Here is a 26,922-nt window from a genome sequence, read left to right as displayed (position 1 = left end):
TAAACTAAGCAATTTCGAGTAACGCATGCTACTCAAAATAACGAACAAGTATGTTGATCTTCATCACCGCCCCAACAAGTTTCACGAGGCGCTAACCATACTTGATAAGCAGGATCTTATACTGATCGTCTGATATTTACTCCTTGATCAGCGATCACCCCTTAAAAGAATATTTATATAACCACACACCGAAAGCATAAGTTACATATTCTGTATTCCAATTTAATACAGAATAAAAACCCTTAAGTTAATTTAATTAAACAAAAAAATAGAATTTAATAAAAAGATCTTATTCAGAAAGCCGCGTTTACATTGGTGTGCATTTCGATAGTTTGAGCGTCGAGCTCAACGAGTTTAACTTGGATAAAAGCAAACTCATTTAAATGGCTCGCATGCGTTCCACCACAAGGGATTACCGCTAATTGACCTTCCCCTAAATCGCATTTCCAATAGCGAGAGTCAGTTAATCTATCGCCGTGGCATTCCATGGTGATCATCGCATCTCTTTGAAGCCATTCAACCAGTTGGTCATTCACTTTTTCTGCAATCGCCTGGAGGTCATTCAGCATATCTGCACTGTTTAATCCTCTTTTACGGAGTGTTTTGCCTAAACGGTACGTATCGAGGCACTTGTCTGGAGTGACATAACTCGTAACTTGCGCATAGCTATTAAAGTCATAATAACCATGCGGGTCTTTGCGGTCTGCGTCTTTTCGCCAATAGTCTTCCGCTAGTACTTTATTCAACGCCAAATACGCTAAGTGTCCTGCAGTGTGACCTCGGCTCAAAGCATTTTGATAGTCTTTATCTACCGCTAATATTACCAAGTCATTAATTGCAAGTGATTCCGTACGTGATAAAACATGCACGACGACAAACACCCAACCTTCAGCATCACGCTTTACAGGGATGTCACTACCCACATACAAAGCACCACTCTCCTGCTCCACTGCTCCAACTTGGCAATCTACTACGTCATGCTCAGCCCCATTCACCTTCAACGTTCCTTTGTCTGCAGGGTGATCCGGCCATATGTGACTAACGGGATGGAACGGCGTGACATCTGTAATAACGTAAGTCACTTCTTCCGTAGATTGAACGAGCTGTATTTGTGCTTCTAATTGCCATGTTTGATGACAAAAACGAGTCTTTGTTGCTGTGATAGTCATTTTTACGATTACTTTTGATAAAAAAATACCCAAGTAGAAACTTGGGTATTCGAATTTCATTATTTATTGCGGTTTTTCACCATCGACATCATACGTTTGCGTTTACGCTCTTGTGATAGCGTAAGCTTATTCGTACGGTTCTCGTATGGGTTATCACTGTTGTGGAAGTTAATGCGAATCGGTGTTCCCATAATTTCCAGAGACTTACGGAAGTAGTTCATCAGATAACGTTTATACGAATCTGGCAATTCACGAACCATGTTACCGTGGATAACAACGATCGGTGGGTTGTAACCACCTGCGTGTGCGTATTTGAGTTTGATACGACGACCACGAACCATTGGCGGCTGGTGATCATCCACTGCCATCTTCATGATACGCGTCAGTACTGACGTACCCACACGCGTTGTCGCCGAGTTATATGCTTCTTGGATAGATTCAAACAAGTGACCAACGCCAGTACCGTGCAGCGCAGAGATAAAGTGGATACGCGCGAAATCGACGAATCCTAGACGGCGGTCCAGTTCTTTCTTCACGCTTTCTTTCACGTCACTGTCTAGGCCATCCCACTTGTTAACGGCGATGACAATTGAGCGGCCAGCATTCAGTGCAAAACCAAGCAAGCTTAGGTCTTGGTCTGAAATATTTTCACGTGCATCAATCACCAGTAGAACGACGTTTGCATCTTCTACCGCTTTCAGCGTCTTAACAACAGAGAACTTTTCAACCGTTTCATTGATACGACCACGACGACGAACACCTGCGGTATCAATTAGTACGTATTCGCGTCCATCACGCTCCATCGGGATGTAGATAGAATCACGCGTTGTACCAGGCATATCGTATACAACTACACGTTCTTCACCCAGAATACGGTTAGTCAGTGTCGATTTACCTACGTTAGGACGACCGATGATCGCCAACTTAATCGGCTGCTCTTGAAGGCGCTTGAATTCAGCTTCTGCGTCTTCTTCAGTGTAATCTTCAACAAGAGGCTCTTCGTCTTCGAATCCAGTCAGGTCTTCAATCTCACCTTCTTCAGATTCACTTGTTAATAGATCATCAAAGAATGGAGATAAAGCACGCTCAAGCAAAGCGGTCACACCACGGCCATGAGCGGCCGCAATCTGATACATATCATCCACGCCGAGCTGCCAAAAATCAGCACACGCCGCATCGGCATCAATACCATCTATTTTGTTTACTACCAGCATCGCTGGCTTTTCAATTTTACGCAGATGCGCAGCAATTGCTGCATCTGAAGGAGTCAGACCAGCACGACCGTCAACAAGGAACAATACAACATCAGCCTCATCAATCGCGGCTAATGACTGTTCTGCCATCTTTGTTTCCACGCCTTCTTCTGTGCCATCAATACCGCCGGTATCAATCACAATGAATTCGTGCTCTTCACCAAGTCTCGCCTGGCCATATTTACGGTCTCGCGTTAGGCCTGGAAAGTCCGCAACCAACGCGTCACGAGTGCGAGTCAATCGGTTAAATAGTGTAGATTTACCTACGTTCGGACGCCCTACTAGAGCTACAACAGGTACCATAACAACCTCTACAATAATCTTTCTTCTGTAGTTATAGGTAACGACTTGCTCGATGCCAAATCAAACCAGCTTTTTACCTATAACCACGTCAGGGTTAATAAATTCAAACAACAAAACGGCTCCTAGCTGTCACCAGCCAGGAGCCGAATGTGAATTATATCACGATATTATTCGTTAATGGTTAGTTTCTTTACATCGCCGTTGCGAGTTGTAATCACATAACCATCCGACAATAACGTCGGGCCAACGGCCAAGCCGCTATCATCGATAAACTGCTGCGCAACAAATTCGCCTGTTGAACGATCCATCCAGTGAAGGTAACCAAGCGTGTCACCGACAACGAGATAATTGCCGACAATAACTGGCGCTGTAAGTTGTCGGTGCTCAAGCAAGCTGTTTTCCCACAACTCAGTCCCACTTCGTGAATCAACGGCAACAACATGATCTTTTTCCGTTATCACAAAGATGCGGCTACCATCTGTAGAAATATCTGTTGCAGATGAGTAATTACGCTTCCAAATCGGGTTCGCTGAACGCAAGTCAATGGCTATAAGTTGGCCATTGTATCCAATGGTGAAAAGAGTACCGCCTAGCACAATTGGCGATGAATCAACGTCAACCAAACGATCAATTTCTGTCGCGCCTTTTGGCGTACCAACAGGCTGTTGCCAAATCAGCTGACCACGCTCAACGATAGCAGCTGCGAGTCGGCCATTTGCCGTTCCCCAAAATACACCGCCGCCAATTGCAGTCGGAGTACTGTCGCCACGTAAAGTTAGGTTCGGCACTTCTGTACTCAATGCCCAGCGTTGCTCACCTGTACTCTCATTAAGGGCAATCAACATGCCTCGGCTCGTATTGATGATAATAAGGCCTGAATCTGCAACTGGCTTCGCCAGTACCTCACCACCAACTTTCACACGCCAAACAACTTCACCTGTTTCTTGGTCAAGAGAGATGACTTCACCATTCTCAGAGCCAATATAAAGGTTTCCGTATGCTGCTGTGATACCACCAGAGAGACGAGCAATGACATCTTCTTCTAGGTCCGTTTGCCAACGTTGTTTACCGTTTTCAGGATCCAGCGCTTTTACTAAGCCATCGCGACTTGCCACGAACAATGTATCATTCGCAAATACAGGGGATAGCTTTGAAAAGTAATGACCAACACCATCGCCAACCGATGTGCTCCACTCACTACTGGTTGTAAATTCACTGTCTACCTGAGGTAGTGGCGCCATTACAATGGTATCTTTCTCACCAGCACAACCGGCAAGCACTCCCATTGTTAACACCCCTAACAAGGCTTTGTTAAAGACTCTTTTCATCCAATGCGGTCCTTATTTCGCCAGATCGTCCAATTTCATTTGTAGCGTCGGGCTTGCGTCTGCCGCTTGCTGAGCTTCAGTATACGCAGCGTATGCGGCATCTTTGTCACCTTGGCGAATCGCAATATCGCCACGAAGTTCAGCAATACGCCCTGTCCATGCTGCATCAGTGACGTTACTTAGCTCAGCCGTTGCAGCGTCAAAGTTACCCATTTCCGTTTCAATGCGTGCAATACGGTAACTAATCAATGGTAATAGCGCAGCATCTTGAGTGTTGCTTTGCGCCCACTTCAATTGCTCCAATGCAGCAGAAAGATCTTGAGCTTCAACTTGTGCTTTAGCAAGTTGTAGCGCAGCCAATACTGAATATTCTTTTACTTCATTTGACTCAATGAAAGCTTTCACGTCAGCTTGAGCATCAGTACCTTTATCTTGCAAAGCATTCATTGCTGTCGTGTAGCTTTGAGAAGCTGCTTCACTCGCCTGAATCACAGAATCCTGGTAGTAACGCCAGCCAAATAGACCACCTAAGCCAACAACCGCACCGATGATGACGGCTTTGCCGTTTTCCTTCCACCAGTCTTTAATGGCTTCAACTTGTTGTTCTTCAGTATCGTAAAGTTCCACTTCCTGTCCTCTTAAAACATGTAAATGGCAGCTTAGCTGCCATTGTTCCTATTTCGTTTAAAGGCTCCACATTTGGGAGCCTTAGCTTACGAACTAGGATGTAATTTTGTTAGATTACTAAAAGACTTAAATCAGTGCTGCGATCTTTTCTGCAACTTCTGCTTGGTTGTAAGTCTCTTGCTCACCACCGGCCAAGTCTTTCAGTACTACGGTATTATCCGCAACTTCGTTTTCACCCAGAACTAATGCTATAACAGCACCAACTTTGTCTGCACGTTTAAACTGTTTCTTGAAGTTACCGCCACCGAAGTGATTCATCACACGAACGCCAGGGATGGACTCACGAAGCTGCTCTGCTAGCTTCATTCCTGCCATCATGGTGCCTTCGCCTGCTGTTACTACGTAAACATCCACACTGCGACGAACGTCTGTTAGTTCTAGTGTTTCTAGCATCAGAACAAGACGCTCTAGGCCCATTGCAAAGCCAACTGCTGGTGTTGGTTTACCACCTAATTGCTCTACAAGACCATCGTAACGTCCACCGCCACAAACGGTGCCTTGAGCACCTAGGCTTTCAGTGATCCATTCAAATACCGTGCGGTTGTAGTAATCCAGACCACGAACTAGACGTTCGTTAACTGTGTATTCGATACCTGCGGCGTCTAAAAGTTCACATAGACCTGCGAAGTGTGCTTTAGATTCTTCACCTAAGTAATCTGAAAGGCGAGGTGCATCACCTAAAATAGCTTGAACGTCAGGGTTCTTCGTATCCAGAACACGCAGTGGGTTCGTGTGCATGCGACGCTTACAATCTTCGTCTAGCACATCAATATGTTGCTCAAGGAACGCAACCAGTGCAGTACGGTAGTCTGCGCGGTCTTCTTGAGAACCGATAGAGTTCAGCTCAAGACGAACATGTTCATTGATACCTAGCTCACGCCATAGACGCGCCGTCATCATGATAAGCTCTGCATCAACATCTGGACCATTTAGACCAAACACCTCAACACCACACTGGTGGAATTGACGGTAACGACCTTTCTGCGGACGTTCATGGCGGAACATAGGCCCCATGTACCACAGACGCTGTTCGTCACGGTTGATCAGGCTGTTTTGAATACATGAACGTACACAACCCGCCGTACCTTCAGGGCGAAGTGTTAGGCTGTCTCCGTTACGATCATCAAAGGTGTACATTTCTTTTGAAACGACGTCTGTCTCTTCACCAACAGCGCGGCTGAATAGGTTTGTTTCTTCAACGATTGGCATGCGCACTTCGTTATAACCGTATGCGCTAATTACATTTTTCACTGTGTTTTCTAGTTTTTGCCACAGTGGAGACTGAGTTGGGAGGCAATCGTTCATGCCTCGAATTGCTTGAATTGTTTTTGCCACAATACTTACCGTAATTCTCGTTGAGATTAATCTTGTACTTTAACTTCGATGCGGTTTTCGCCATTCATCATGGCTGCTTTCGCACGGATCTTAGCTTCTAGCTGATTCACAAGGTCATCGTTATCAAAGCGTTCTTTCTGGCGTTTACCATCTTCGTAGAATGCGCTCTTCTTGTTACTACCTGCTAGACCTAAGTGAGAAACTTCTGCTTCACCAGGGCCGTTTACCACACAACCGATGATAGACACATCCATTGGCGTGATGATGTCTTCTAAACGCTGCTCAAGTGCGTTCACTGTGCCAATCACATCAAATTCTTGGCGCGAGCAACTTGGGCAAGCAATAAAGTTGATGCCTCGAGAGCGAATGCGCAGAGATTTAAGGATATCGAAACCGACTTTGATTTCTTCAACTGGATCGGCAGCCAAAGAGATACGCAGCGTATCGCCGATCCCTTCAGATAACAGCATACCTAAGCCAACAGATGACTTAACAGCACCAGCACGAGCACCACCCGCTTCTGTAATACCCAAGTGAAGAGGCTGATCGATTTTCTTCGCTAGCAGACGGTATGAATCCACCGCAAGGAAGACGTCTGAAGCTTTCACGCTAACTTTAAATTGGTCAAAGTTAAGACGATCGAGATGATCTACGTGACGCATCGCCGATTCAACTAAAGCTTCTGGCGTTGGTTCGCCGTATTTCATCTGTAAATCTTTTTCCAAAGATCCACCGTTGACACCAATACGGATTGGGATGTTTTTATCGCGAGCACAGTCAACAACAGCGCGAATGCGCTCTTCATTGCCAATGTTACCTGGGTTGATGCGTAAACAGTCAACACCGTACTCCGCCACTTTCAGCGCGATACGATAGTCGAAATGAATATCAGCCACTAATGGTACAGAAACTTGCTGTTTAATCAGTTTGAAAGCTTCTGCTGCGTCCATGGTAGGTACAGAAACTCGAACGATATCTGCACCGACTTTTTCTAGTGCTCGGATTTGAGCGACTGTCGCTTCTACGTCAGTCGTGCGAGTGTTAGTCATTGACTGTACGGCAATTGGCGCACCATCACCAATTGGCACATCACCCACATAAATACGCGTCGATTTACGACGAATAATTGGAGATTCGTGTTGCATAATTTTTTATAACGGTAGAGTGAATCTAGCTACTTTGCCTGAAGTATACCCAGAAAGGTCGACAGGTTCACTTGCAAATGTCATTGTAACCCCTTCCGGTGCGCCTAATATCACTTTAAACGGCGCTTTTCCGGTAAGTTCTACATCTTGTCCTGGTTTATGAGTACCACTTACCAGCGTTTTACCATTGGTGTCTTTTACTTGAATCCAACAGTCCGCTTTAAACTTCATAGTAAGAAGTGTCATGCCTTCAGGTACGATTGGCGCAGGCTGTTCCTCTTCCGCAGTTTCAATCACGGCAACAGGTTCTTCAGAATCTACGCTTGTTGTATTTTCAGTTTCAGCAAGCAGAGGGTCGCTACCCTGCTCGACTGGTACTTCACTCGTTTCAACAACATCATTACTTGTTGAAACAACTTCTTCAGGAGTACTTGCGATTAACTCCTCAGCCGTCATTAAATCGATATCAGCTAACTCTTGCGCTGTGGGCTTCGGCGCTTCAACACTTGAATCCGTAACTTCCTTCGTTAGGCTATTCTCTTGCTGGTTTTGCCACCACCAAGCTGCAGAAATACCAATAATGACCAACCCGATAACCCAAGTCAGGAGCATGATACGGCTATTGTGCTTCTCATCTTTTGTTTTGCGAGAGAAGCTCTGCATTTCAATTTCTTGCTCTTGCGGCTGTACATCTGCTGTCTGCTCTAACGCAGTCAAAACCATCTTCTCATCAAGGCCCACGAACTTCGCGTAAGAACGCAAGTAACCACGCGTAAATGTCGCAACTTGTTGAGACTCAAATCGGTTATTTTCAATATCTTCAATAACAGAAACGCGAAGCCTCAGGCGATCAGCAACTTGCTTTTGACTCATCCCAAGAGATTCGCGTTTGTTTTTCAGTAATGTGCCAGCTTCAATAGAAAGTGGCACTTCATTCGTATTTTCGTGTTCTGTCATAATGGTGGTATTTAATCTGTTTTAGTGGCTAACGTGGTTATGTATTTTCGTTATTGTTCTTAAGCCTCTTTAAAAGATAGCTAGCCTAAACGCGTTAACCAAAATAATAATTTTAAGAAACTCTCAGCGATTTGAGTGTGAATACCCGTTTTGCAAAAATCAGCAAAGCGTATGTGAGAAAATGCTGAGAATTATCGGTGTCATCGTTAATGTCGCATATCATGATAAGCGAATGTGTAACGAAGACAAAAACTCTTTACACTCAAACTAACAGATAGCTCAAGCTTTTGTCCAAACTTTGACAAAGGAATTCAAAATTATACCCAAATAACCTGAGGTTGAAGAGTGATAGTCCCAAATCTTGGCGAAAATGTCCTAAACAATAAACAAAATAGCCAGAGCAAATGGCTCTGGCTATTTTTGAATTCCGGTCGTTTATACCGCTTTTACTTCAATGGTATCAGCACCGCGCGACGCTTTTAACATTGCAGTACGTTTAGTTCGGTCAATCACATCACCGACTAACTGACCACACGCCGCATCAATGTCATCGCCACGAGTCTTACGAACCGTTACTGTATGCTCATATTGCATCAATGTTTTTTGGAAGCGATCGATACGTGAGTTACTTGGTTTCTTGTAAGGTGAACCTGGGTACGGGTTAAACGGAATCAAGTTAATCTTACATGGTGTGTCTTTCATCAGCTCAGCCAGTTCACGAGCATGGTCCATGTCATCATTCACATGATCAAGAAGTACGTACTCAACCGTTACCTTACCGCGGTTTGCATTCGATGAAGCGATGTAACGACGAACTGATGCTAGGAAATCTTGAATATCCCAACGATCGTTAATTGGCATGATTTCACTACGCAGCTTATCGTTTGGCGCATGAAGGGAAATTGCCAACGCGACATCGATTTTGCCTGTCATCTGATCAAGACCAGAAACCACACCTGATGTAGATACAGTCACACGACGTTTTGACAAACCAAAGCCAAGATCGTCCAGCATTAGCTCTAATGCCGGGATCAAGTTCTTCATGTTTAGAAGCGGTTCACCCATCCCCATCATCACGACGTTAGTAATTGGGCGGCGACCTGTTTCTTTCTCAAGACCAATTTCACGTGCAGCGCGCCACACCTGACCGATGATCTCTGAAACTTTCAAGTTACGGTTAAAACCTTGCTGTGCGGTTGAGCAGAACTTACATTCCAACGCACAACCTACTTGAGAAGACACACAAAGCGTTGCACGGTCATCTTCTGGAATGTAAACCGTTTCCACATCCTGATCACCAACGTTCATCGCCCACTTGATCGTACCATCAGAAGAGTGCTGAGCTTCTGCAACTGTTGGTGCCTTGATTTCGCACTTGTGTAAAAGCTTTTCGCGCAGCTTCTTGTTAATGTTTGTCATTTTTTCGAAGTCATCTACACCGAAATGGTAGATCCACTTCATAACCTGATCGGCACGAAACGCTTTCTCGCCGAGTTCTTCTGCGAAAAACTGACGCATGCCTTTGCGATCAAAGTCGAGTAGATTGATTTTTTCAGTGGTCATGTTGCCTCTCAATGACTGAAACAAGAATAAGGGCGCGAATTGTACAGCCTTTATGCAGCTACAACAAGGGGTGTAAAACCCTGAGTTTGCTAAGGCATTAAAATCAAAGTGATTAAATTTTAAGCACCCCTTGCGCTATAAGTGGCTATTACACTATCAAAAGTAAAAGCGTAGAAATCGTAAAGGGAAAAGACTAAAAATAACTCACGTTACTGGGCTTTAAAGCCCATTATATAGTCAGACTAGTTAGCGTGTAAGAGCTCACTTATGCAGTCAACATTGCCACTCAACTTAGGTATATGAAATGAAAAAGCCTCGGAAAGTTCCGAGGCTTTTCTGTATCAGAGTATCACTAACAAGTGAAGTATCACGCCTAATTAGCGAGAGAAAACCTCTGACTCAGGGAAGAAAAACTCAATTTCACGCGCTGCAGATTCAGGGCTATCGGAACCATGAACTGAATTGTGACGCATGCTAAGTGCGTAATCAGCACGCAAAGTGCCGCATGCCGCTTCCTCTGGGTTAGTTTTACCCATCAGCTCACGGTAACGTGCAATCGCATTTTCACCTTCCAGTACCTGAACCATAATAGGACCAGATGTCATGAACTCTTTTAGTGGAGGGAAAAACTCTTTGCCTTCATGCTCTGCATAAAAACCGCTTGCCTGATCTTCAGTCAGGTGAACCATTTTAGCAGCGACAATACGTAGGCCAGCCTTTTCAATACGGTTATAGATTTCACCAATTAGGTTTCGCTCTACCGCATCCGGCTTAATGATTGAAAATGTTCTTTCTAGAGCCATAAAGTTTCCTTTCTGTACTTGTAATAATAGTTGTGTTTTTAAAGTGACTTACTGGGTAAGAGCAGCACTCAAGCAAGAGAGTGCCGCAATCAATCTTATTTAACAGCTTGCTCATTGAGGAAACGAGCAAGTGTACGAACGCCCATACCCGTAGCTCCCGCAGCCCATTTATCAGACGCGGCTTTACGGTATGTACCCGCACAGTCGAAGTGCAACCAGCCTTTTTTGTAGTCTTCTACGAAGTAAGACAAGAATGCTGCTGCTGTGCTTGCACCCGGAGAGTAATCGCCAGAACTGATATTCGATAGGTCAGCAAAGTTTGACGGCAGCATTCCACGGTGGAAGTCAGCAAGTGGTAGCGGCCATAAACCTTCTTTTTCTTGGTTTGCCGCAGTGAGCGCTTGATGCGATAACTCGTCATCGAAACTCATTAGTGCGTGATAATCATTACCCAACGCATTCTTCGCCGCACCTGTTAGTGTTGCACAATCAATGATTAACTCAGGTTTTTGCTCACTAGCGTAGATAAGACCATCAGCAAGCACTAAACGACCTTCTGCATCGGTGTTCATGATTTCAACGGTTTTACCGTTTTTGTAGGTGATGATGTCGCCAAGCTTGAGTGCGCGACCAGAAACCATGTTCTCTGCACAACAAAGGATCAGTTTTACACGCTTGTTCAAACCACGAAGAATCGCCAGTGCAAGACCACCGGTGATGGTGCCTGAGCCACCCATGTCTGCTTTCATTGCGCTCATGAAGTTAGAAGGCTTCAAGCTGTAACCACCCGAATCAAAGGTGATACCTTTACCGACAAGACACGCGAATATTGGTGCGTTCTCGTCACCTGTCGGGTTGTAGTCTAGCTGGAGCATCGCAGAAGTACGCTCCGAACCACGGCCTACGGCGTAAATACCTTCCCAACCTTCTGCCAACAAGTCTTTGTCTTTGACGATACGAGCTGTCACTGTGCCTTTAGGCGCAACAGATTTGATGAATTCAGCGGCCATTGTCGCTAGCTGACGAGGGGCAACTTCTTCTGCGGTTTTATTGATGATATCGCGGGTAAAATCAGTCGCGGTAATACGCGCTTGAAGCTCTGCTTGATCTTCTTCAGACAATGCAGACCACTCAACTGAGCCATGTTTTTTGGGGTTACGGTAACCTTGGTGGAAAGCCCAAACGCTCTCTAAATCCCAGTTATCACCGGAAAGAAAAATAGAACGAATTCCTTGGCCATCTAGCTGACGAGCTGCACGTTGAATTGCACCAAGATCGTGACCTTCACCTAAATGAATGGTTGCGCCGTTTTCAGCGAATGAAAGCAGTGCTTTTTCACCCCAATGTGGTGCTGCCGACTCTTGACTTAAAAATACAGACATCTGTGTAGACATGGTTTCTCCTTGTCTTATAGCAGCGTTGCCTACGCTGCTTCTTTTTAATAACTCACGGATGTTAGCATTATGTAGGGCAAAAATGTCAATTGGATAAAAAAACGGACCTAAAGGTCCGCTTTTTTTAGTAAGAATTGTTAACTAGGCTGTGTTTTACAGACTTAGTCTGCTTCATCCATCCAGCACATGATAACGGCTTCCAGAATCTTTTCGTTACAATGGTTTGGGTCATCTTCAAACTCATCTAACTCCATGATCCATTGATGAAGATCGGTAAAACGCACCGTTTGCGGATCAACATCTGGAAACTTGTCACAAAGTTCAATCGCGATATCGCGAGAATCTGTCCATTTCATTGCTCATCTTCCTTTTGCTTCTTCCCTATATTGGGAAGATAGTTTTAGTGATCTTCTGAAGCGTGGTTTAGCGTGTACTTAGGAATTTCTACCACTAAGTCTTCATCAGCAATTTTCGCCTGACACCCTAGACGTGATTCAGGCTCTAGACCCCACGCTTTATCCAGCATGTCGTCTTCCAGCTCTTCACTTTCTTCTAGCGAATCAAAACCTTCACGGATGATCACGTGGCAGGTGGTACAAGCACATGATTTTTCACACGCATGTTCAATACCGATACCATTTTTTAGCGCTACGTCCAGAACGGTTTCACCAGTGTTTGCTTCCAACACTGCGCCTTCTGGGCACAAATCGTCGTGTGGTAATACAATAATCTTAGGCATAACTACTTATCTCTTATATATCGTCTACTGATTGACCTGACAGCGCAGCTCGAATCGATTTATCCATACGGCGCGATGCGAAATCTTGGCTCGCTTTATCGGTATCTTTAATGCCTTGCTCAATCGCATCTGCATCATCACCATTACGCAGCTCAATCAAGGCTTCGATGGCTTTTATCAGGTCTTGTTTCTCTTGTTCTGATAGTAGTTCGTCACCATCAGCTTGCATGGCTGCAATCAAGCCTTCTATCACACGGTCGGCCTCAACACGCTGCTCAGCTAGCGCACGAGCTTGCATGTCTTCTTTAGCGTGAGTCATTGAATCACGCAGCATATCCGCCACTTCATTATCGCTTAACCCGTAAGAAGGTTTTACTTGAATCTCTGACTGAACACCGGTGCTCTTTTCCATTGCCGTAACAGAAAGAAGACCGTCAGCGTCAACTTGGTAAGTCACACGAATATGTGCCGCACCCGCCGCCATCGGTGGAATGCCTTTCAATGAGAAACGAGCCAGTGAACGACAATCATCAACCATTTCACGCTCACCTTGTACCACATGAACACTCATGGCCGTTTGGCCATCTTTGAATGTGGTAAATTCTTGCGCACGCGCAACAGGAATCGTGGTATTGCGAGGGATGATCTTCTCAACCAAACCACCCATGGTTTCAATACCAAGCGACAGTGGGATCACGTCAAGAAGTAACATTTCTGAATCAGGCTTGTTACCCGCTAGAATGTCGGCTTGGATACCCGCGCCGATTGCGACAACTTCATCAGGATTAATGCTTGTTAGCGGTGTGCGGCCAAAAAACTCGCCTACCATTTCACGAACCAGCAATGTGCGTGTTGAACCACCAACCATGACAACTTCGAGTACTTCGTCTGCGTTAACATCAGCATCTTTTAATGCACGACGACAAGACATTAGTGTTTTCTTCACTAATGGGCGAATCAGCTCTTCGAACTGCTCACGAGTAACGGTGCCCTTCCAGCCAAACACGTCAACATCAACGCTGTCTTGCTCAGAGAAAGCAATCTTAGTCGCAGTAGCAATGTTCAGTAGCGTACGGTTTTTTTCAGCAGAAAGTGGGGCTTCGAGACCCGCTTGCTCCATTAGGTAATCCGCTAACAGATGGTCAAAGTCATCACCGCCTAACGCAGAGTCACCACCTGTTGCTAATACTTCAAATACGCCTTTCGACAAACGTAGGATAGAGATATCAAATGTACCGCCACCTAGGTCATAAACCGCAATCACCCCTTCTTGGCCTGAGTCTAGACCATAAGCAATTGCCGCGGCAGTTGGTTCGTTCAGAAGACGGAGCACATGAAGGCCAGCTAATTTCGCGGCATCTTTCGTACCTGCACGCTGAGCATCATCAAAGTAAGCAGGAACAGTGATCACAACACCCGCTAACTCACCACCTAACGTTTCTTCTGCTCGCTTACCTAGCGTTTTTAGAATGTCCGCAGATACTTCAATCGGGTTTTTGTCTCCTTGAGGCGTTTGCAGGATCGGAAGACCATTTTCACTCTCTCTAAAACGATAAGGAAGTGAAGAGTAACGGGACTGAATGTCCTTTAATGAACGACCGATCAAACGTTTTACAGAGATAATAGTGTTCTCTGGTTCAAACTCTGCTTTGGCTTTGGCTTCGTGGCCAACCGTTAACGTTTCCTCAGTGTAATTAACGACTGAAGGTAAAATAGTACGGCCCTGCTCGTCCGCAAGTGGAGTTGCATCGCCGCTACGTACAGAAGCAACCAAAGAGTTGGTAGTACCTAAGTCGATACCCGCTGCTAACTTATGCTCATGAGGTGCCGAGCTTTGGCCCGGTTCTGCGATTTGAAGTAGTGCCATGATAGGTCCTTGTCACGCTAACTAGCCGAGGAGTTTGTCTTCGACTAGTTCAATTTCGTTCTTTAGTTTGGCAATGAATTTTAGCTTACGAACTCGGTCTGCGGCTTCAGCCCAAAGACCATCATCAAGCTCTTGCTCGACGCTTGCCAGATGCTGTTTGTACATTTTGCTGACCTTAGAATCGAAGTCAAAAAGCGCCGATTCAGGATCGGTGCTGTCAGCAATTTCTTCCAGTTCTTCGCGCAGCTCCATTTGCTCCATTAAGAACATTGGATCTTGCATTGTCTGCTGTTCACCTCGGATCTCAACTCCCTGCTCTGCGAGTATGTACTCGGCACGGGAGATAGGATTTTTCAGAACTTGATAGGCATCGTTGATTTGCGCTGCCTTTTGCACCGCCATCAAACGGTCACGTTCAGATCCCGTTGCAAAGTTATCCGGGTGGAAGCGTTTTTGTAGTTCTCGGAACTGAGAAGAAAGAAGGCTACCATCCAGCTTAAACTGACTTGGTAGCCCAAATAATTCAAAGTGATTCATTAAGTTCGGGTCCTAGTAAAGCCTTCCGGACTCGCTTGCCCAGAAGGACAATCAATTAGACGTTGAAGCTTTCACCACAACCACATTCACTTTTCGCGTTAGGGTTGTTGAATTCAAAACCTTCATTCAACCCTTCTTTCACGTAATCCAATTCGGTACCGTCTAGGTACACTAAGCTTTTTTTGTCGATGATGATTTTCACTCCAGAGAGTTCAAAAACTTCATCTTCTTCGTTAAGCTCATCAACAAACTCAAGTACATATGCCATGCCTGAACAACCAGTCGTTTTCACTCCAAGACGTAAACCGATACCTTTGCCTCGGTTATCTAGGAATGCTCTTACGCGACTTGCCGCTGATTCTGTCATTGTGATGGCCATACTGCACCTTAGTCTGTCTAAATTTCGATTGGAATGGGAGCATCAAAGCTCCCATTATATTACGGAATAATTATTCTTGGTGTTTTTTCTTGTAGTCTGCAACCGCTGCTTTGATTGCATCTTCAGCAAGAATTGAACAGTGAACTTTCACTGGTGGAAGCTCTAGCTCTTCAGCAATTTCAGAGTTTTTAATTGCTGCTGCTTCATCAACTGACTTGCCTTTTACCCACTCAGTTACTAGTGAGCTTGATGCGATTGCACTACCACAACCGTATGTTTTGAACTTCGCATCTTCGATGATACCTTCCGGTGTCACTTTGATTTGAAGCTTCATTACGTCACCACAAGCTGGAGCGCCAACCATGCCGCTACCTACTGATGGGTCTTCTTTATCGAATGAACCAACGTTACGTGGGTTCTCGTAGTGATCAATTACTTTTTCGCTGTATGCCATGATAAATTACCTCGAATCCTCTATTTCAATCCCTGAGATTAATGGTGAGCCCATTCAACAGTGCTCAAATCAATCCCTTCTTTGTACATATCCCATAGAGGAGACATGTCGCGTAGCTTAGTCACTGCAACGCGGATTTGTTCAATTGCGTAATCAATTTCTTCTTCAGTCGTGAAACGACCAAACGAGAAACGAACCGAGCTGTGAGCCAATTCATCATCCATGCCAAGGGCACGAAGAACGTAAGAAGGCTCAAGGCTTGCAGACGTACAAGCACTACCAGAAGATACCGCTAGATCTTTAAGCGACATTAGTAGTGATTCACCTTCTACGAATGCGAAGCTGATGTTTAGGTTGTGTGGTACACGTTGCTCAAGGTCACCGTTTACCGTCACTGCTTCTAAGTCTTTCACGCCATCAAAAAGACGGTTACGAAGCGCTAAAGCGTGATCGTAATCTTTTTGCATGTCTTCTTTTGCAATGCGGAATGCTTCACCCATACCAACGATTTGGTGGGTAGGAAGTGTACCAGAGCGGAAACCACGCTCATGGCCGCCACCGTGCATTTGCGCTTCAAGACGAATACGAGGCTTACGACGAACGTAAAGTGCACCGATACCTTTAGGGCCATAAACTTTGTGAGCAGAAAGCGAAATTAGGTCAACTTTCATCTCTTGAACGTCGATTGGTAATTTACCTGCAGATTGCGCTGCATCCACGTGGAAAACAATTTTACGCTCACGACACAATTCGCCGATCGCTGTAATGTCTTGAACCACACCAATCTCGTTGTTTACGTGCATAATAGACACAAGCACTGTGTCATCACGCATTGCCGCTTTAAGCTTCTCTAGATCGATCAAGCCATTTGATTCTGGCTCAAGGTAAGTCACTTCAAAGCCTTCACGCTCAAGTTGACGACATGGGTCAAGAACGGCTTTGTGCTCTGTTTTACAAGTGATTACGTGCTTGCCTTTCTTCGAGTAAAAGTGCGCTGCACCTTTAATAGCAAGGTTGTCTGATTCTGTCGCACCAGATGTAAATACGATTTCGCGAGGATCTGCATTTAGAAGGTCAGCAATTTGCTCACGAGCAGTATCGACCGCTTCTTCTGCCTGCCAGCCGTAACGGTGCGAACGCGACGCTGGGTTGCCAAATGTGCCATCCATTGTCATGTACTGAACCATTTTTTCAGCAACACGTGGATCAACTGGACATGTAGCGGAATAATCAAGATAAATCGGCAGTTTCATTCTCTACTCCAATGTAAAAAGCTGACCGCTAAGAGCGGACGTTTACACCGATGGGCGCGGCGGTTGTATTTTTGTTTGATAGCCCATGGGTTACCGCCAGATCAATGTCCTGACGATCAGAAATTTCGAGGACTTCATTGTCTGTCATCAACTCACCAAGAGTGATGTTATTCAAGAAGTCACTAATGCGAGAGCTTAAGTCGCGCCATAGCGTGTGAGTAAGGCAACGTGTTCCACCTTGGCAATCTCCTTTGCCCTGGCATTTGGTTGCATCGACTGACTCATCTACGGCTGCAATCACGGTACCAATAGCGATACTGTGTGCGTCGGCACCAAGTCGGTAACCACCACCAGGACCACGAACGCTGGCAACGAGACCTGCTTTACGCAATTTTGAAAATAGCTGCTCTAAGTAAGAGAGCGAGATCCCCTGACGCTCTGAGATGTCAGCAAGAGGTACAGGGTTTTGTTGCGAATGCAGTGCCACATCCAGCATGGCTGTCACCGCATATCTTCCTTTAGATGTAAGTTTCATACCACACCGTATCCACATGGTTTGTAATGGTTAAGATTTTTCCATACCTGAGTAATTTGGTCAAGTATTTATTTGACCATTTTACTCAGGTATTCATCCTTACACCTAAAGTGGTTATTCTTTATTCAGAACTTCTTTTCTATCGAGGTCAAAATACCGCGTAGAATATTGAGCTCCTGGGTTTCTGGCCGAGCACGAGAGAACAAGCGACGCAATTTATTCATCACCTGCCCTGGTTGCTCTTTATTGATAAACTGGGTCTCAACCATCACCTTTTCAAGATGCTCGAAGAACATTTCGAGCTCTCTATGACGTGGGTACTCTTCCGGCTCATTTGGGGCAAACTGGCTTTGCTCTAAGTTCAAATGCGCAACTCGTACTTCGTAACTCAGAGTTTGTACGGCCATAGCTAGGTTAAGCGAGCTGTATTCAGGGTTAGCAGGAATGCAAACATGGTAGTGACACCTTTGCAGCTCTTCGTTTGTTAGACCAGTTCTTTCACGACCAAACACGAGCGCGACAGGATGTTTTCTACCCTCAACCGCAAATTTCTCACCACATTCACGTGGCTCAAGCATTGGCCATTCTAATGTACGAGAGCGAGCACTGGAGCCCACCACGAGGCTGCAATCTTCAACCGCTTCCTCTAATGTGCCGACAATCTTTGCATTTTGAGCAATATCACCAGCACCCGCAGCCAAAGCAAGAGTTTGTTCATCCACTTCACATTGTGGATCGACTAATACTAGTTGGCTCAAACCCATCACTTTCATAGCTCGAGCTGCTGAGCCAATATTGCCTGAATGAGAGGTACCTACGAGTACAATTTTTACTTGATCCAACATCTGTGTTTGCTACCTAAATTAAAACCGCAGAATGTTACCATAGTTTTTTAACACACCCTAGGGCGAAGCAGGGCTCTCTTCTCATTCTTGGTCATTGTTCTCGTTCGCCTCAAGCTAAATACAATAAAACCACTGACTTTAGAACAAAAAATAACCACTTCCCTTTTTACTGATCTCTGGTATACTCGCCGCCGCTTTCATTTGTTCTTTAACATCCGTTGGGAAATTCGTATGCATCCAATGCTAAACATTGCTATTCGCGCTGCGCGAAAGGCAGGCAATCATATTGCTAAATCATTAGAAAACACTGATAAAGTAGAATCTACTCTTAAAGGCACTAATGACTTTGTCACTAATGTAGATAAAGAAGCAGAATACATCATCATCGATACTATCAAGCAGTCTTACCCTGAGCACTGTATCGTTGCTGAAGAACAAGGTCTTATCGAAGGTAAAGATAAAGACGTACAATGGATCATCGACCCACTGGATGGCACCACTAACTTTGTAAAAGGTTACCCAACTTTCGCGGTTTCTATCGCAGTTCGTATCAAAGGCAAAACTGAAGTTGCTTGTGTTTACGATCCAATGCAAAACGAGCTATTCACTGCACAACGTGGTGCAGGCGCTCAACTAAACAGTGCGCGTATCCGTGTTGCTCAACTAAAAGACCTTCAAGGTACTGTTCTAGCTACTGGTTTCCCATTCAAACAGAAACAACACGCTGAGTCTTACATCAAGATCGTTGGTGCGCTATTCACTGAATGTGCTGATTTCCGTCGTAGCGGCTCTGCTGCTCTTGACCTATGTTACGTGGCTGCTGGCCGTGTTGATGGTTACTTCGAGCTAGGTCTAAAACCTTGGGATATGGCAGCAGGTGAGCTTATTGCTCGTGAAGCTGGCGCAATCCTAACTGACTTTGCTGGCGGCACTGAGTACATGAAGTCTGGTAACATTGTTGCTTCAAGCGCTCGTGGCGTAAAATCTATCCTTAAGCACATCCGCGAAAACGGTAACAGCGCGATCCTTAAGTAAGATTTGAAAGTCATATTTAGCCCGTCACGCTGATGACTTTAAAAAGCCCCGCTCAATGAGCGGGGCGGTTTTTGTTTTCGACTCTCAACCTGCCTTATGGCATTTCGTCGAACTCTGCGCCTTCTTTTTCTACTTGAGGTGGCATCAAGTGCTCTTTCTGGATGCCCAGTTTTAGCGCTAGTGCTGATGCTACGTAGATAGAAGAGTAAGTACCTACAGTGATACCAAGTAGAAGTGCGGTTGCGAAGCCGTGAATCATCGCACCACCCTGCATGAACAGTGCAATTACCACGAACAATGTTGTACCCGAGGTAATCAACGTACGGCTCAACGTTTGGGTGATTGAAGCGTCCATGATATCGGCTGGCTCACCTTTACGCATCTTACGGAAGTTTTCACGGATACGGTCAAACACAACGATGGTATCGTTGAGCGAGTAACCGACTACCGTTAATAATGCCGCGACGATGGTTAGGTCAACTTCTATTTGTAGGAATGAGAAAACACCTAACGTGATAATGATATCGTGAGCCAATGCCATAACCGCACCAGCCGCTAGACGCCATTCAAATCGCATCGAGACATAAAGCAGGATACAGATCAGCGACACGAGGATCGCTAGACCGCCAGCTTCTGTTAGCTCATCACCAACGTTAGGACCTACGAATTCAATACGACGCATTTCTACGCTTTCGCCAGTACCATCTTTGATAGCACCAATGATTTGGTTGCCCAGCGTTTCACCAGAAACGTCATCACGTGGACGAAGACGAACCATTACTTCACGAGCACTACCGAAGTTTTGTACTGTCGCATCACCAAAACCTTTCGCATCTAAAGCGGTTCGGATTTTTTCAAGGTTCGCAGGTTTTTCAAAGCCAACTTCAATTAGCGTACCGCCAGTGAAGTCTAGGCCCCAATTTAGCCACTTAGTTGACAAAGTGAAGATAGAAGCAGCAATCATAAAGATTGAAAAAACGAATGCTACTTTCGACCAACGCATAAAGCCGATCGTCTTCTCTGCTTTTAGAATTTGAAACATATTAATTCCCAGCCTTAGATCGACAATTTATCAACGCGTTTGCCACCGTAAATCAGGTTCACGATACAACGTGTACCAATAATGGCGGTGAACATTGAAGTTAAGATACCGATAGATAGAGTAACCGCGAAACCTTTCACTGCACCAGTACCGACTGCAAATAGGATAATTGCAGTAATCAGTGTCGTGATGTTCGCATCGGCAATCGTACTGAATGCATTCGCGTAACCTTGGTGAATAGCTTGTTGTGGACTACGCCCATCACGAAGCTCTTCACGGATACGCTCGAAGATCAGTACGTTCGCATCAACCGCCATACCGACCGTTAACACGATACCGGCAATCCCCGGAAGCGTCATGGTAGCGCCTGGAATCATCGACATAACACCAATGATCAACACTAAGTTAGCCATTAGAGCGATGTTGGCAATCAAGCCAAAGCCACGGTAGTAAAGCAGCGTAAACAGCATTACGGCAACCATACCCCAGATACACGCTTGGATACCCATATCGATGTTTTGCTGGCCCATTGATGGACCAATAGTACGCTCTTCAACGATAGAGATAGGTGCGATCAGTGCACCAGCACGTAATAGAAGTGCAAGGTTGTGCGCTTCAGCTGCGGAGTCTATACCCGTGATACGGAAGTTACGTCCAAGAGCCGATTGAATCGTCGCTTGGTTGATGACTTCTTCATGCTTATCTAGGATGACTTTGCCTTCTGGCGTACGACGACCACTGTCTTTGTACTCAGCAAACACGGTAGCCATTAGCTTACCGATGTTCTTCTTAGAGAACGCTGACATCTTGTTACCACCTTCGCTGTCTAGCGAGATGTTAACTTGTGGACGACCGTATTCATCGACACTTGAGCTTGCATCCGTAATGCTTTGACCACCAAGAATAACACGCTTCTTAAGCACAACCGGACGACCGTCTCGGTCCATTTTGATTTCACTACCTGCTGGCGCACGACCATTTGCTGCCGCGGATAGGTCAGCTTTATCGTCAACTTCACGGAATTCTAGCGTTGCAGTCGCACCTAGAATCTCTTTTGCACGAGCAGTATCTTGAACACCAGGAAGCTCAACAACAATTCGACTTGCACCTTGACGTTGAACGAGAGGCTCTGCAACACCTAGCTCGTTTACACGGTTACGTAAAATCGTAATGTTTTGCTCAACAGCGTAGTTACGGATCTCTTGTAAACGTTGCTCGGTAAAGGTCGCAGTAAGAGCGTAACGGCCATTTGAATCAGATTCGACAAAGAGCATGTCCGGGTGATTCTTTTCTAGCATTGCTTTCGCTTCTGCTAATTGCTCTTCGTTACGTAGCAGAACCTCTACCGCTTCTTTGCCAGAAGGGCGGATAGCACGATAACGAATTTTTGCCTCACGAAGTTCGCTACGGAAAGCTTCTTCTTGCTGACCAACGAGCTTTTCCATCGCAGCGTCCATGTCTACTTCCATTAAGAAGTGGACACCACCACGAAGGTCAAGACCCAGCTTTAATGGTGACGCGCCAATCGCTTCTAGCCAATCGGGTGTAGAAGGAGCAAGGTTAAGTGCAACAATTGTGTCTTTGCCAAGCGCTTCGCTGATGACATCACGAGCACTGATTTGCGTGTCAGTGTCGTTAAAACGAACAAGAATTGATCCATTCTCTAAAGCAATGGATTTATGAGAGAGTTGCTCTTTATCAAGAGCAGTAGTGACAGCATCCAGCGTTGACATATCTACAGAGGCGCCACGCGCCCCTGTAACTTGAATAGCCGGATCTTCACCGTAGATATTTGGAAGTGCGTATAACGCAGCGGTGATGATGGCAAAAAATACCATCAAGTACTTCCATAATGGATAACGGTTTAGCACAGCGAGGATCCTTTAGCTGTTTTATAGAGACTTAAGCGTACCTTTTGGCAACACTGCAGTGATGAAGTCTTTCTTGATTACCACTTCATTGTTCGCGTTAAGCTCGATTGAAATGTAGTCATTGTCTTCAGCAATCTTAGTGATTTTACCCACTAGGCCACCGCTAGTTAGAACTTCGTCGCCTTTGCCCATAGAAGCCATTAGGTTCTTGTGCTCTTTTACACGTTTCGCTTGTGGGCGGTAAATCATGAAGTAAAAGATCACTGCGAACATGCCAAGCATGATTAGCATTTCAAAACCACCGCCTGCTGGCGCGCCTTCTGCTGCTGCGTGAGCCTGAGAAATAAACATTAAAACATCCTCATTATATTTTATTGATAATCCAACAAGTTGGGCTTTCGCATTTTAGATTCAAGTCTGAGAGTAACTAATAGCGATCACTCTCTCAAAAATAACGTGCGTTAGCCTACTTTATTAGCAAAAGCCTCTGGCGACATGCCAAAGGCTTTAATTCTTTTTAGTCCGTCAATGACTGTTCTTTTGCTAGTGGTGGCACTTCACGGCCACGACGCTCATAGAACTCGGTAACAAACTCATCAAAACGATCTTCATCAATCGCTTTACGAATACTTTCCATCAGACGCTGGTAGTAGCGTAGGTTGTGGATCGTATTCAGACGAGCACCCAGAATTTCATTACAACGCTCTAAGTGATGAAGGTACGATTTACTGTAGTTTTGACAAGTGTAACAGTCACAGTGCGGATCCAACGGGGTTGTATCCGTTTTATGTTTCGCATTACGGATCTTGATCACACCACCAGTCACAAACAGGTGACCATTACGCGCGTTACGCGTTGGCATTACACAGTCAAACATGTCGATACCACGGCGAACACCTTCAACCAAGTCTTCTGGTTTACCCACGCCCATTAAGTAGCGAGGCTTGTCTTCTGGAAGCTGCGGACAAGTGTGCTCAAGAATACGGTGCATATCTTCTTTAGGCTCGCCTACTGCCAAGCCACCAACCGCGTAACCGTCAAAACCGATTTCCGTTAGACCTTTTACCGACACATCACGTAGATCTTCGTAAACACCACCTTGAACAATACCAAACAGGTTGTTCGGGTTTTCTAGCTTCTCGAAGTGATCACGTGAGCGCTGTGCCCAACGTAGCGACATTTCCATCGATTTCTTCGCTTCATCGTGTGTCGCTGGGTATGGCGTACACTCGTCAAAAATCATGACGATGTCAGAACCTAGGTCTTTTTGAATTTCCATCGACTTTTCTGCGTCCATGAAAATCTTGTCACCATTAACTGGGTTACGGAAGTGCACACCCTCTTCGGTAATAGTACGCATCTTGCCAAGGCTGAATACTTGGAAGCCGCCTGAATCAGTAAGAATAGGACCGTGCCAGTTCATAAAATCATGCAAGTCGCCGTGCATTTTCATGACTTCTTGACCTGGACGCAGCCAAAGGTGGAACGTGTTACCTAGTAGGATTTCTGCGCCCGTACCTTTCACTTCTTCTGGCGTCATGCCTTTAACCGTACCGTAAGTACCAACTGGCATAAACGCTGGGGTTTGAACAGTGCCACGTTCGAAAGTCAGTTGACCACGACGCGCATTGCCGTTTTTCTTCTTAAGATCGAATTTTAATTTCACGATGCCTCCGGGTGTCAGAGAAACAGTCTGACTGAGTGTTTAGGGCTCTACCCTACTTTAAGGAGCGGTCGCTTTTCCTTGCGAGAGATAAAGCAGAGGTTCTGCTCTATTTCCTAGCTTACTGCTAGCACTCGTAAATCTTATTTTTTACTAAATCGTTTTCTTCTTGATGAACATTGAATCACCATATGAGAAAAAGCGATATTTGTTTTCTACCGCATGCTTGTAAGCATTCATGGTGTTCTCATAACCTGCAAATGCACTCACCAACATGATCAGTGTGGATTCTGGCAAGTGGAAATTGGTAATCAAGCAATCCACAAGCTGATATTCGTAGCCAGGGAAAATAAAGATTTCTGTATCACCAAAGAATGGGACCAACTCAGTCCCTTTTTTCAATGCGTCTTGCGCTGCGCTTTCAAGTGAGCGTACCGATGTAGTACCAACAGCAATAATTCGTCCACCGCGCGCTTTCGTCGCTTTAATTGCTTCGACGACTTCTTGCGGTACTTCTACGTACTCAGCGTGCATATGGTGATCGTTGATGTTTTCTACTTTTACTGGCTGGAATGTACCAGCACCAACGTGCAAAGTGACGTAAGCAAACTCTGCGCCTTTCGCTTTAATTTTCTCTAGTAGAACATCATCAAAATGAAGACCCGCTGTCGGCGCCGCTACTGCGCCTGGCTTCTGGTTATATACGGTTTGGTAACGCTCTTTATCTGCATCTTCATCTGGGCGGTCAATGTAAGGAGGAAGCGGCATGTGGCCGATTTCTTCCAAAATTTCTAATACCGTCTTATCAGCGTTAAATTTCAGTTCAAATAGAGCGTCATGACGCGCCACCATTTCTGCTGAGTATTCATCATTCTCGCCAACAATGATGGTCGTACCTGGTTTTGGAGATTTAGAGCAGCGAACGTGCGCGAGGATGCTTTTCTCGTCAAGCATGCGCTCCACCAGCACCTCTAGCTTACCACCCGACTCTTTACGACCAAAAAGACGAGCAGGTATAACACGAGTATTATTAAACACCACGAGATCACCGGGTTGAACTTGGCCCAATACATCAGTAAATGTGCCATCAATTAGCTCTCCGGTATTGCCGTCCATTTGTAATAGTCGGCTAGCGGTACGCTCTGGCTGAGGGTAACGAGCGATAAGTTCATCTGGAAGGTCGAAATGGAAATCTGATACTTGCATGTTACTTGTCTTATATATTGGTCAAATCACGTCTAGGACGACGATAAAATTGCGACGAGTTTTTCGCAGCAGACTAGTATATGTTTACATGCTGCAATAGCAAGCAAATCCCCAGAATATCACTGTAAAAGCCATGATGAAGAGTGTAATAAAACGTGAAAAACCGCGATCACTTGGCATTATTTTTCAGTTTAAGTCGAAAGAAATGGAACATTAAAAAGCAAAGCAGCGCATAACGCTGCTTACTCGTTTGGTATTCAAATCGCCCTATCAAACCTCACGCCTTCGCCACCACGCCAAGGGTACGAATAGACCCAATAGCCACAGACCCAAACTGCCACCATCATCATCTGACCCTTTGAAATCACAGTTATTAGTTGCGATACCGTCGTGACACTCTTTATCTCCGCCGACTTCGTTATTAGCCTCTTTAATAAAGTTCGGTGCAATGATGTAGCTACTTGGTGGCGCATCGGCAGTAATGTAAGACTGTACCCAGTCGTAATATTGGCTCACCTTGGTGTAGAAACTTGGAATCGTCAAAGAGCCACAAGTCGGAAGAATGAGAGGTCCACCACTAACAATACCAATCTGTTTTCCCGTCGCCACATCGACCAGCGGCCCCCCACTGTCACCTTTACATGCAGAGTTGCCATATTGGGTGTGGCTATCCGGCTCTAATACTCGGTTTTTCGTTGGTAGCGTACAAATTTTGGTTTGGTTTTCTCTTGAGTCGATGATCCCCGGAAAACTGCTGCCAATTTCTAAACGCTCATAACATTTGTCGATGGGTAAAAATGTACTAATGGTGGTTTTGAGCGTATTGGAAGGTTCAGAAGCATCCGGCTGAGTGGTCCCCCACCCAAACACTTGCACATTTTCGACACGTTGATTGGTCAGGTAATTATCGTTCCAATCCACTGCCAAACGCGCTTCGATACTCTCCATGTCGGCTTTGTTTGCTAAATCAGCAAAGCTCGCGTTTGCCACTGGGCGCGTGAGATACAGCAACGCGATGTCTGAGTCTAAACCGGTTTGGATAGGTTTCACGTTACCACTACTGTCAGTCTCAGCTTTTGAAATCCGCGTGTAATCAGGGTGAACCACAACGTGAGACACCGGATAGAAGTTATCAAGCCCTGCTGAATTAAGTTCATGCACATTCGCATTCACCGACAACTCGCCCGGCGGGGTCACATAGTAGCTGGCTTCATTCGTTCCCTGCCCCATTACCACGCAGTGTGCCGCAGTCAACACCCACTGCTCCGTCAGCATGGTGCCGCCACACAGTGGGAACTCTGCCATATTACTTGCTCGTAAAGTAACACGATCAACAGAGTCGGTTAGTTCATCTCCTAACACAATCGCCTGTGCTGATTGCACACTGAATGCCGCCACTGCCAGCGCAATGAGTTTGTTACACGTTGTTCTTTTCATTTAGGTTGCTGTCTTCAATTTGGTAAGCCTGAACGTATCTTCTTCGAGAGACGAATCTTGGAAAATCCAGCGAATAAAAATGTGCGATTCAATTCATTGGATTACCTTGGCGGTCCATTCAA

Annotated in this window: 26 protein-coding genes; 1 reads left to right on the top strand and 25 read right to left on the bottom strand. The window is 45.4% G+C overall.

Annotated elements, in window-relative coordinates:
• Positions 1 to 293 precede the first annotated feature (293 nt).
• The 19 genes from ACWPOD_RS18290 to trmJ all read right to left on the bottom strand — a co-directional run bounded on the left by ACWPOD_RS18290 (position 294) and on the right by trmJ (position 18,546).
• Entirely contained in the window at positions 294 to 1,169 is an 876-nt protein-coding gene (locus tag ACWPOD_RS18290; protein ID WP_041853054.1) for an alanyl-tRNA editing protein, read from the bottom strand.
• 59 nt (positions 1,170 to 1,228) lie between these two features.
• Positions 1,229 to 2,725, bottom strand: a complete 1,497-nt coding sequence (der, locus tag ACWPOD_RS18285) for a ribosome biogenesis GTPase Der (RefSeq protein WP_005391527.1) — start codon at positions 2,723 to 2,725, stop codon at positions 1,229 to 1,231.
• Between the two features lie 167 nt (positions 2,726 to 2,892).
• A complete protein-coding gene (bamB, locus tag ACWPOD_RS18280; RefSeq protein WP_006741881.1) occupies positions 2,893 to 4,053 on the bottom strand; it encodes an outer membrane protein assembly factor BamB in 1,161 nt (386 codons plus the stop codon).
• Positions 4,054 to 4,065: 12 nt separating this feature from the next.
• Entirely contained in the window at positions 4,066 to 4,680 is a 615-nt protein-coding gene (locus ACWPOD_RS18275) for a YfgM family protein (protein WP_005391529.1), read from the bottom strand.
• A gap of 126 nt (positions 4,681 to 4,806) precedes the next feature.
• Complete coding sequence (gene hisS / locus ACWPOD_RS18270; RefSeq protein ID WP_005391530.1) at positions 4,807 to 6,075, bottom strand: histidine--tRNA ligase; 1,269 nt, start codon at positions 6,073 to 6,075, stop codon at positions 4,807 to 4,809.
• A gap of 26 nt (positions 6,076 to 6,101) precedes the next feature.
• Entirely contained in the window at positions 6,102 to 7,220 is a 1,119-nt protein-coding gene (gene ispG / locus ACWPOD_RS18265) for a flavodoxin-dependent (E)-4-hydroxy-3-methylbut-2-enyl-diphosphate synthase (protein ID WP_005391537.1), read from the bottom strand.
• Positions 7,221 to 7,226: 6 nt separating this feature from the next.
• Positions 7,227 to 8,177 (bottom strand): cytoskeleton protein RodZ, encoded by a 951-nt coding sequence (gene rodZ / locus ACWPOD_RS18260; protein WP_167426859.1) that lies wholly within the window; start codon positions 8,175 to 8,177, stop codon positions 7,227 to 7,229.
• 435 nt (positions 8,178 to 8,612) lie between these two features.
• Positions 8,613 to 9,740 (bottom strand): bifunctional tRNA (adenosine(37)-C2)-methyltransferase TrmG/ribosomal RNA large subunit methyltransferase RlmN, encoded by a 1,128-nt coding sequence (locus tag ACWPOD_RS18255; RefSeq protein ID WP_005391540.1) that lies wholly within the window; start codon positions 9,738 to 9,740, stop codon positions 8,613 to 8,615.
• Between the two features lie 377 nt (positions 9,741 to 10,117).
• Positions 10,118 to 10,543: a nucleoside-diphosphate kinase gene (ndk, locus tag ACWPOD_RS18250; RefSeq protein WP_005391542.1), complete on the bottom strand. Its 426-nt coding sequence runs from the start codon at positions 10,541 to 10,543 to the stop codon at positions 10,118 to 10,120.
• A 95-nt stretch (positions 10,544 to 10,638) separates the two neighbouring features.
• The gene (pepB, locus tag ACWPOD_RS18245) at positions 10,639 to 11,937 is read right to left on the bottom strand and encodes an aminopeptidase PepB (protein WP_048626046.1); all 1,299 of its coding nucleotides are present in this window, start codon (positions 11,935 to 11,937) and stop codon (positions 10,639 to 10,641) included.
• Between the two features lie 161 nt (positions 11,938 to 12,098).
• A complete protein-coding gene (iscX, locus tag ACWPOD_RS18240; protein ID WP_005391546.1) occupies positions 12,099 to 12,293 on the bottom strand; it encodes a Fe-S cluster assembly protein IscX in 195 nt (64 codons plus the stop codon).
• Positions 12,294 to 12,337: 44 nt separating this feature from the next.
• Positions 12,338 to 12,676, bottom strand: coding sequence for an ISC system 2Fe-2S type ferredoxin (gene fdx, locus ACWPOD_RS18235; RefSeq protein WP_005391548.1), 339 nt, complete (start codon positions 12,674 to 12,676; stop codon positions 12,338 to 12,340).
• Positions 12,677 to 12,689: 13 nt separating this feature from the next.
• Positions 12,690 to 14,543 (bottom strand): Fe-S protein assembly chaperone HscA, encoded by a 1,854-nt coding sequence (gene hscA, locus ACWPOD_RS18230; RefSeq protein WP_456232112.1) that lies wholly within the window; start codon positions 14,541 to 14,543, stop codon positions 12,690 to 12,692.
• A 21-nt stretch (positions 14,544 to 14,564) separates the two neighbouring features.
• Complete coding sequence (gene hscB / locus ACWPOD_RS18225; protein ID WP_012842113.1) at positions 14,565 to 15,080, bottom strand: co-chaperone HscB; 516 nt, start codon at positions 15,078 to 15,080, stop codon at positions 14,565 to 14,567.
• A gap of 55 nt (positions 15,081 to 15,135) precedes the next feature.
• Complete coding sequence (gene iscA, locus ACWPOD_RS18220) at positions 15,136 to 15,459, bottom strand: iron-sulfur cluster assembly protein IscA (protein WP_005391554.1); 324 nt, start codon at positions 15,457 to 15,459, stop codon at positions 15,136 to 15,138.
• 70 nt (positions 15,460 to 15,529) lie between these two features.
• Complete coding sequence (gene iscU, locus ACWPOD_RS18215) at positions 15,530 to 15,913, bottom strand: Fe-S cluster assembly scaffold IscU (protein WP_005381718.1); 384 nt, start codon at positions 15,911 to 15,913, stop codon at positions 15,530 to 15,532.
• Between the two features lie 38 nt (positions 15,914 to 15,951).
• Positions 15,952 to 17,166 carry an IscS subfamily cysteine desulfurase gene (locus tag ACWPOD_RS18210; RefSeq protein ID WP_005391556.1) on the bottom strand — a complete coding sequence of 405 codons (1,215 nt, stop codon included), beginning with the start codon at positions 17,164 to 17,166 and terminating at the stop codon, positions 15,952 to 15,954.
• A gap of 28 nt (positions 17,167 to 17,194) precedes the next feature.
• Positions 17,195 to 17,701, bottom strand: a complete 507-nt coding sequence (gene iscR, locus ACWPOD_RS18205; RefSeq protein WP_005381720.1) for a Fe-S cluster assembly transcriptional regulator IscR — start codon at positions 17,699 to 17,701, stop codon at positions 17,195 to 17,197.
• A gap of 125 nt (positions 17,702 to 17,826) precedes the next feature.
• On the bottom strand, positions 17,827 to 18,546 hold the full coding sequence (gene trmJ / locus ACWPOD_RS18200; protein ID WP_006741887.1) for a tRNA (cytosine(32)/uridine(32)-2'-O)-methyltransferase TrmJ: 720 nt from the start codon (positions 18,544 to 18,546) through the stop codon (positions 17,827 to 17,829).
• 231 nt (positions 18,547 to 18,777) lie between these two features.
• Here trmJ and suhB point away from each other — a divergent pair, with 231 nt between their 5' ends.
• Positions 18,778 to 19,581 (top strand): inositol-1-monophosphatase, encoded by an 804-nt coding sequence (gene suhB, locus ACWPOD_RS18195; RefSeq protein WP_047010191.1) that lies wholly within the window; start codon positions 18,778 to 18,780, stop codon positions 19,579 to 19,581.
• A 94-nt stretch (positions 19,582 to 19,675) separates the two neighbouring features.
• On the opposite strand, the gene secF is transcribed toward suhB, so the two are convergent.
• The 6 genes from secF to ACWPOD_RS18165 form a co-directional block, all read right to left on the bottom strand.
• Complete coding sequence (gene secF, locus ACWPOD_RS18190; RefSeq protein ID WP_005391572.1) at positions 19,676 to 20,623, bottom strand: protein translocase subunit SecF; 948 nt, start codon at positions 20,621 to 20,623, stop codon at positions 19,676 to 19,678.
• A 14-nt stretch (positions 20,624 to 20,637) separates the two neighbouring features.
• Positions 20,638 to 22,494 carry a protein translocase subunit SecD gene (secD, locus tag ACWPOD_RS18185; RefSeq protein ID WP_006741889.1) on the bottom strand — a complete coding sequence of 619 codons (1,857 nt, stop codon included), beginning with the start codon at positions 22,492 to 22,494 and terminating at the stop codon, positions 20,638 to 20,640.
• Positions 22,495 to 22,515: 21 nt separating this feature from the next.
• Positions 22,516 to 22,845 carry a preprotein translocase subunit YajC gene (gene yajC / locus ACWPOD_RS18180; protein ID WP_005381725.1) on the bottom strand — a complete coding sequence of 110 codons (330 nt, stop codon included), beginning with the start codon at positions 22,843 to 22,845 and terminating at the stop codon, positions 22,516 to 22,518.
• A 166-nt stretch (positions 22,846 to 23,011) separates the two neighbouring features.
• Positions 23,012 to 24,160, bottom strand: coding sequence for a tRNA guanosine(34) transglycosylase Tgt (gene tgt, locus ACWPOD_RS18175; RefSeq protein WP_005391577.1), 1,149 nt, complete (start codon positions 24,158 to 24,160; stop codon positions 23,012 to 23,014).
• Between the two features lie 150 nt (positions 24,161 to 24,310).
• Positions 24,311 to 25,363 (bottom strand): tRNA preQ1(34) S-adenosylmethionine ribosyltransferase-isomerase QueA, encoded by a 1,053-nt coding sequence (queA, locus tag ACWPOD_RS18170; protein WP_046874341.1) that lies wholly within the window; start codon positions 25,361 to 25,363, stop codon positions 24,311 to 24,313.
• Between the two features lie 270 nt (positions 25,364 to 25,633).
• Complete coding sequence (locus tag ACWPOD_RS18165) at positions 25,634 to 26,800, bottom strand: S1 family peptidase (protein WP_139059873.1); 1,167 nt, start codon at positions 26,798 to 26,800, stop codon at positions 25,634 to 25,636.
• Positions 26,801 to 26,922: the final 122 nt, after the last annotated feature.

The sequence above is a fragment of the Vibrio sp. JZG120 genome, from assembly GCF_053890955.1.
This window is presented reverse-complemented; position numbering and strand designations above follow the sequence as displayed.

Coding starts and splice junctions, on each gene's coding strand:
- ACWPOD_RS18255 (WP_005391540.1), bottom strand. CDS start 9,740: ATGACCACTGAAAAAATCAATCTACTCGACTTTGATCGCAAAGGCATG.
- ACWPOD_RS18290 (WP_041853054.1), bottom strand. CDS start 1,169: ATGACTATCACAGCAACAAAGACTCGTTTTTGTCATCAAACATGGCAA.
- iscX (WP_005391546.1), bottom strand. CDS start 12,293: ATGAAATGGACAGATTCTCGCGATATCGCGATTGAACTTTGTGACAAG.
- yajC (WP_005381725.1), bottom strand. CDS start 22,845: ATGTTTATTTCTCAGGCTCACGCAGCAGCAGAAGGCGCGCCAGCAGGC.
- ndk (WP_005391542.1), bottom strand. CDS start 10,543: ATGGCTCTAGAAAGAACATTTTCAATCATTAAGCCGGATGCGGTAGAG.
- iscA (WP_005391554.1), bottom strand. CDS start 15,459: ATGGCCATCACAATGACAGAATCAGCGGCAAGTCGCGTAAGAGCATTC.
- trmJ (WP_006741887.1), bottom strand. CDS start 18,546: ATGTTGGATCAAGTAAAAATTGTACTCGTAGGTACCTCTCATTCAGGC.
- iscR (WP_005381720.1), bottom strand. CDS start 17,701: ATGAAACTTACATCTAAAGGAAGATATGCGGTGACAGCCATGCTGGAT.
- suhB (WP_047010191.1), top strand. CDS start 18,778: ATGCATCCAATGCTAAACATTGCTATTCGCGCTGCGCGAAAGGCAGGC.
- queA (WP_046874341.1), bottom strand. CDS start 25,363: ATGCAAGTATCAGATTTCCATTTCGACCTTCCAGATGAACTTATCGCT.
- ACWPOD_RS18210 (WP_005391556.1), bottom strand. CDS start 17,166: ATGAAACTGCCGATTTATCTTGATTATTCCGCTACATGTCCAGTTGAT.
- secF (WP_005391572.1), bottom strand. CDS start 20,623: ATGTTTCAAATTCTAAAAGCAGAGAAGACGATCGGCTTTATGCGTTGG.
- hscB (WP_012842113.1), bottom strand. CDS start 15,080: ATGAATCACTTTGAATTATTTGGGCTACCAAGTCAGTTTAAGCTGGAT.
- pepB (WP_048626046.1), bottom strand. CDS start 11,937: ATGTCTACACAGATGTCTGTATTTTTAAGTCAAGAGTCGGCAGCACCA.
- rodZ (WP_167426859.1), bottom strand. CDS start 8,177: ATGACAGAACACGAAAATACGAATGAAGTGCCACTTTCTATTGAAGCT.
- fdx (WP_005391548.1), bottom strand. CDS start 12,676: ATGCCTAAGATTATTGTATTACCACACGACGATTTGTGCCCAGAAGGC.
- der (WP_005391527.1), bottom strand. CDS start 2,725: ATGGTACCTGTTGTAGCTCTAGTAGGGCGTCCGAACGTAGGTAAATCT.
- bamB (WP_006741881.1), bottom strand. CDS start 4,053: ATGAAAAGAGTCTTTAACAAAGCCTTGTTAGGGGTGTTAACAATGGGA.
- iscU (WP_005381718.1), bottom strand. CDS start 15,913: ATGGCATACAGCGAAAAAGTAATTGATCACTACGAGAACCCACGTAAC.
- hscA (WP_456232112.1), bottom strand. CDS start 14,543: ATGGCACTACTTCAAATCGCAGAACCGGGCCAAAGCTCGGCACCTCAT.
- ispG (WP_005391537.1), bottom strand. CDS start 7,220: ATGCAACACGAATCTCCAATTATTCGTCGTAAATCGACGCGTATTTAT.
- ACWPOD_RS18165 (WP_139059873.1), bottom strand. CDS start 26,800: ATGAAAAGAACAACGTGTAACAAACTCATTGCGCTGGCAGTGGCGGCA.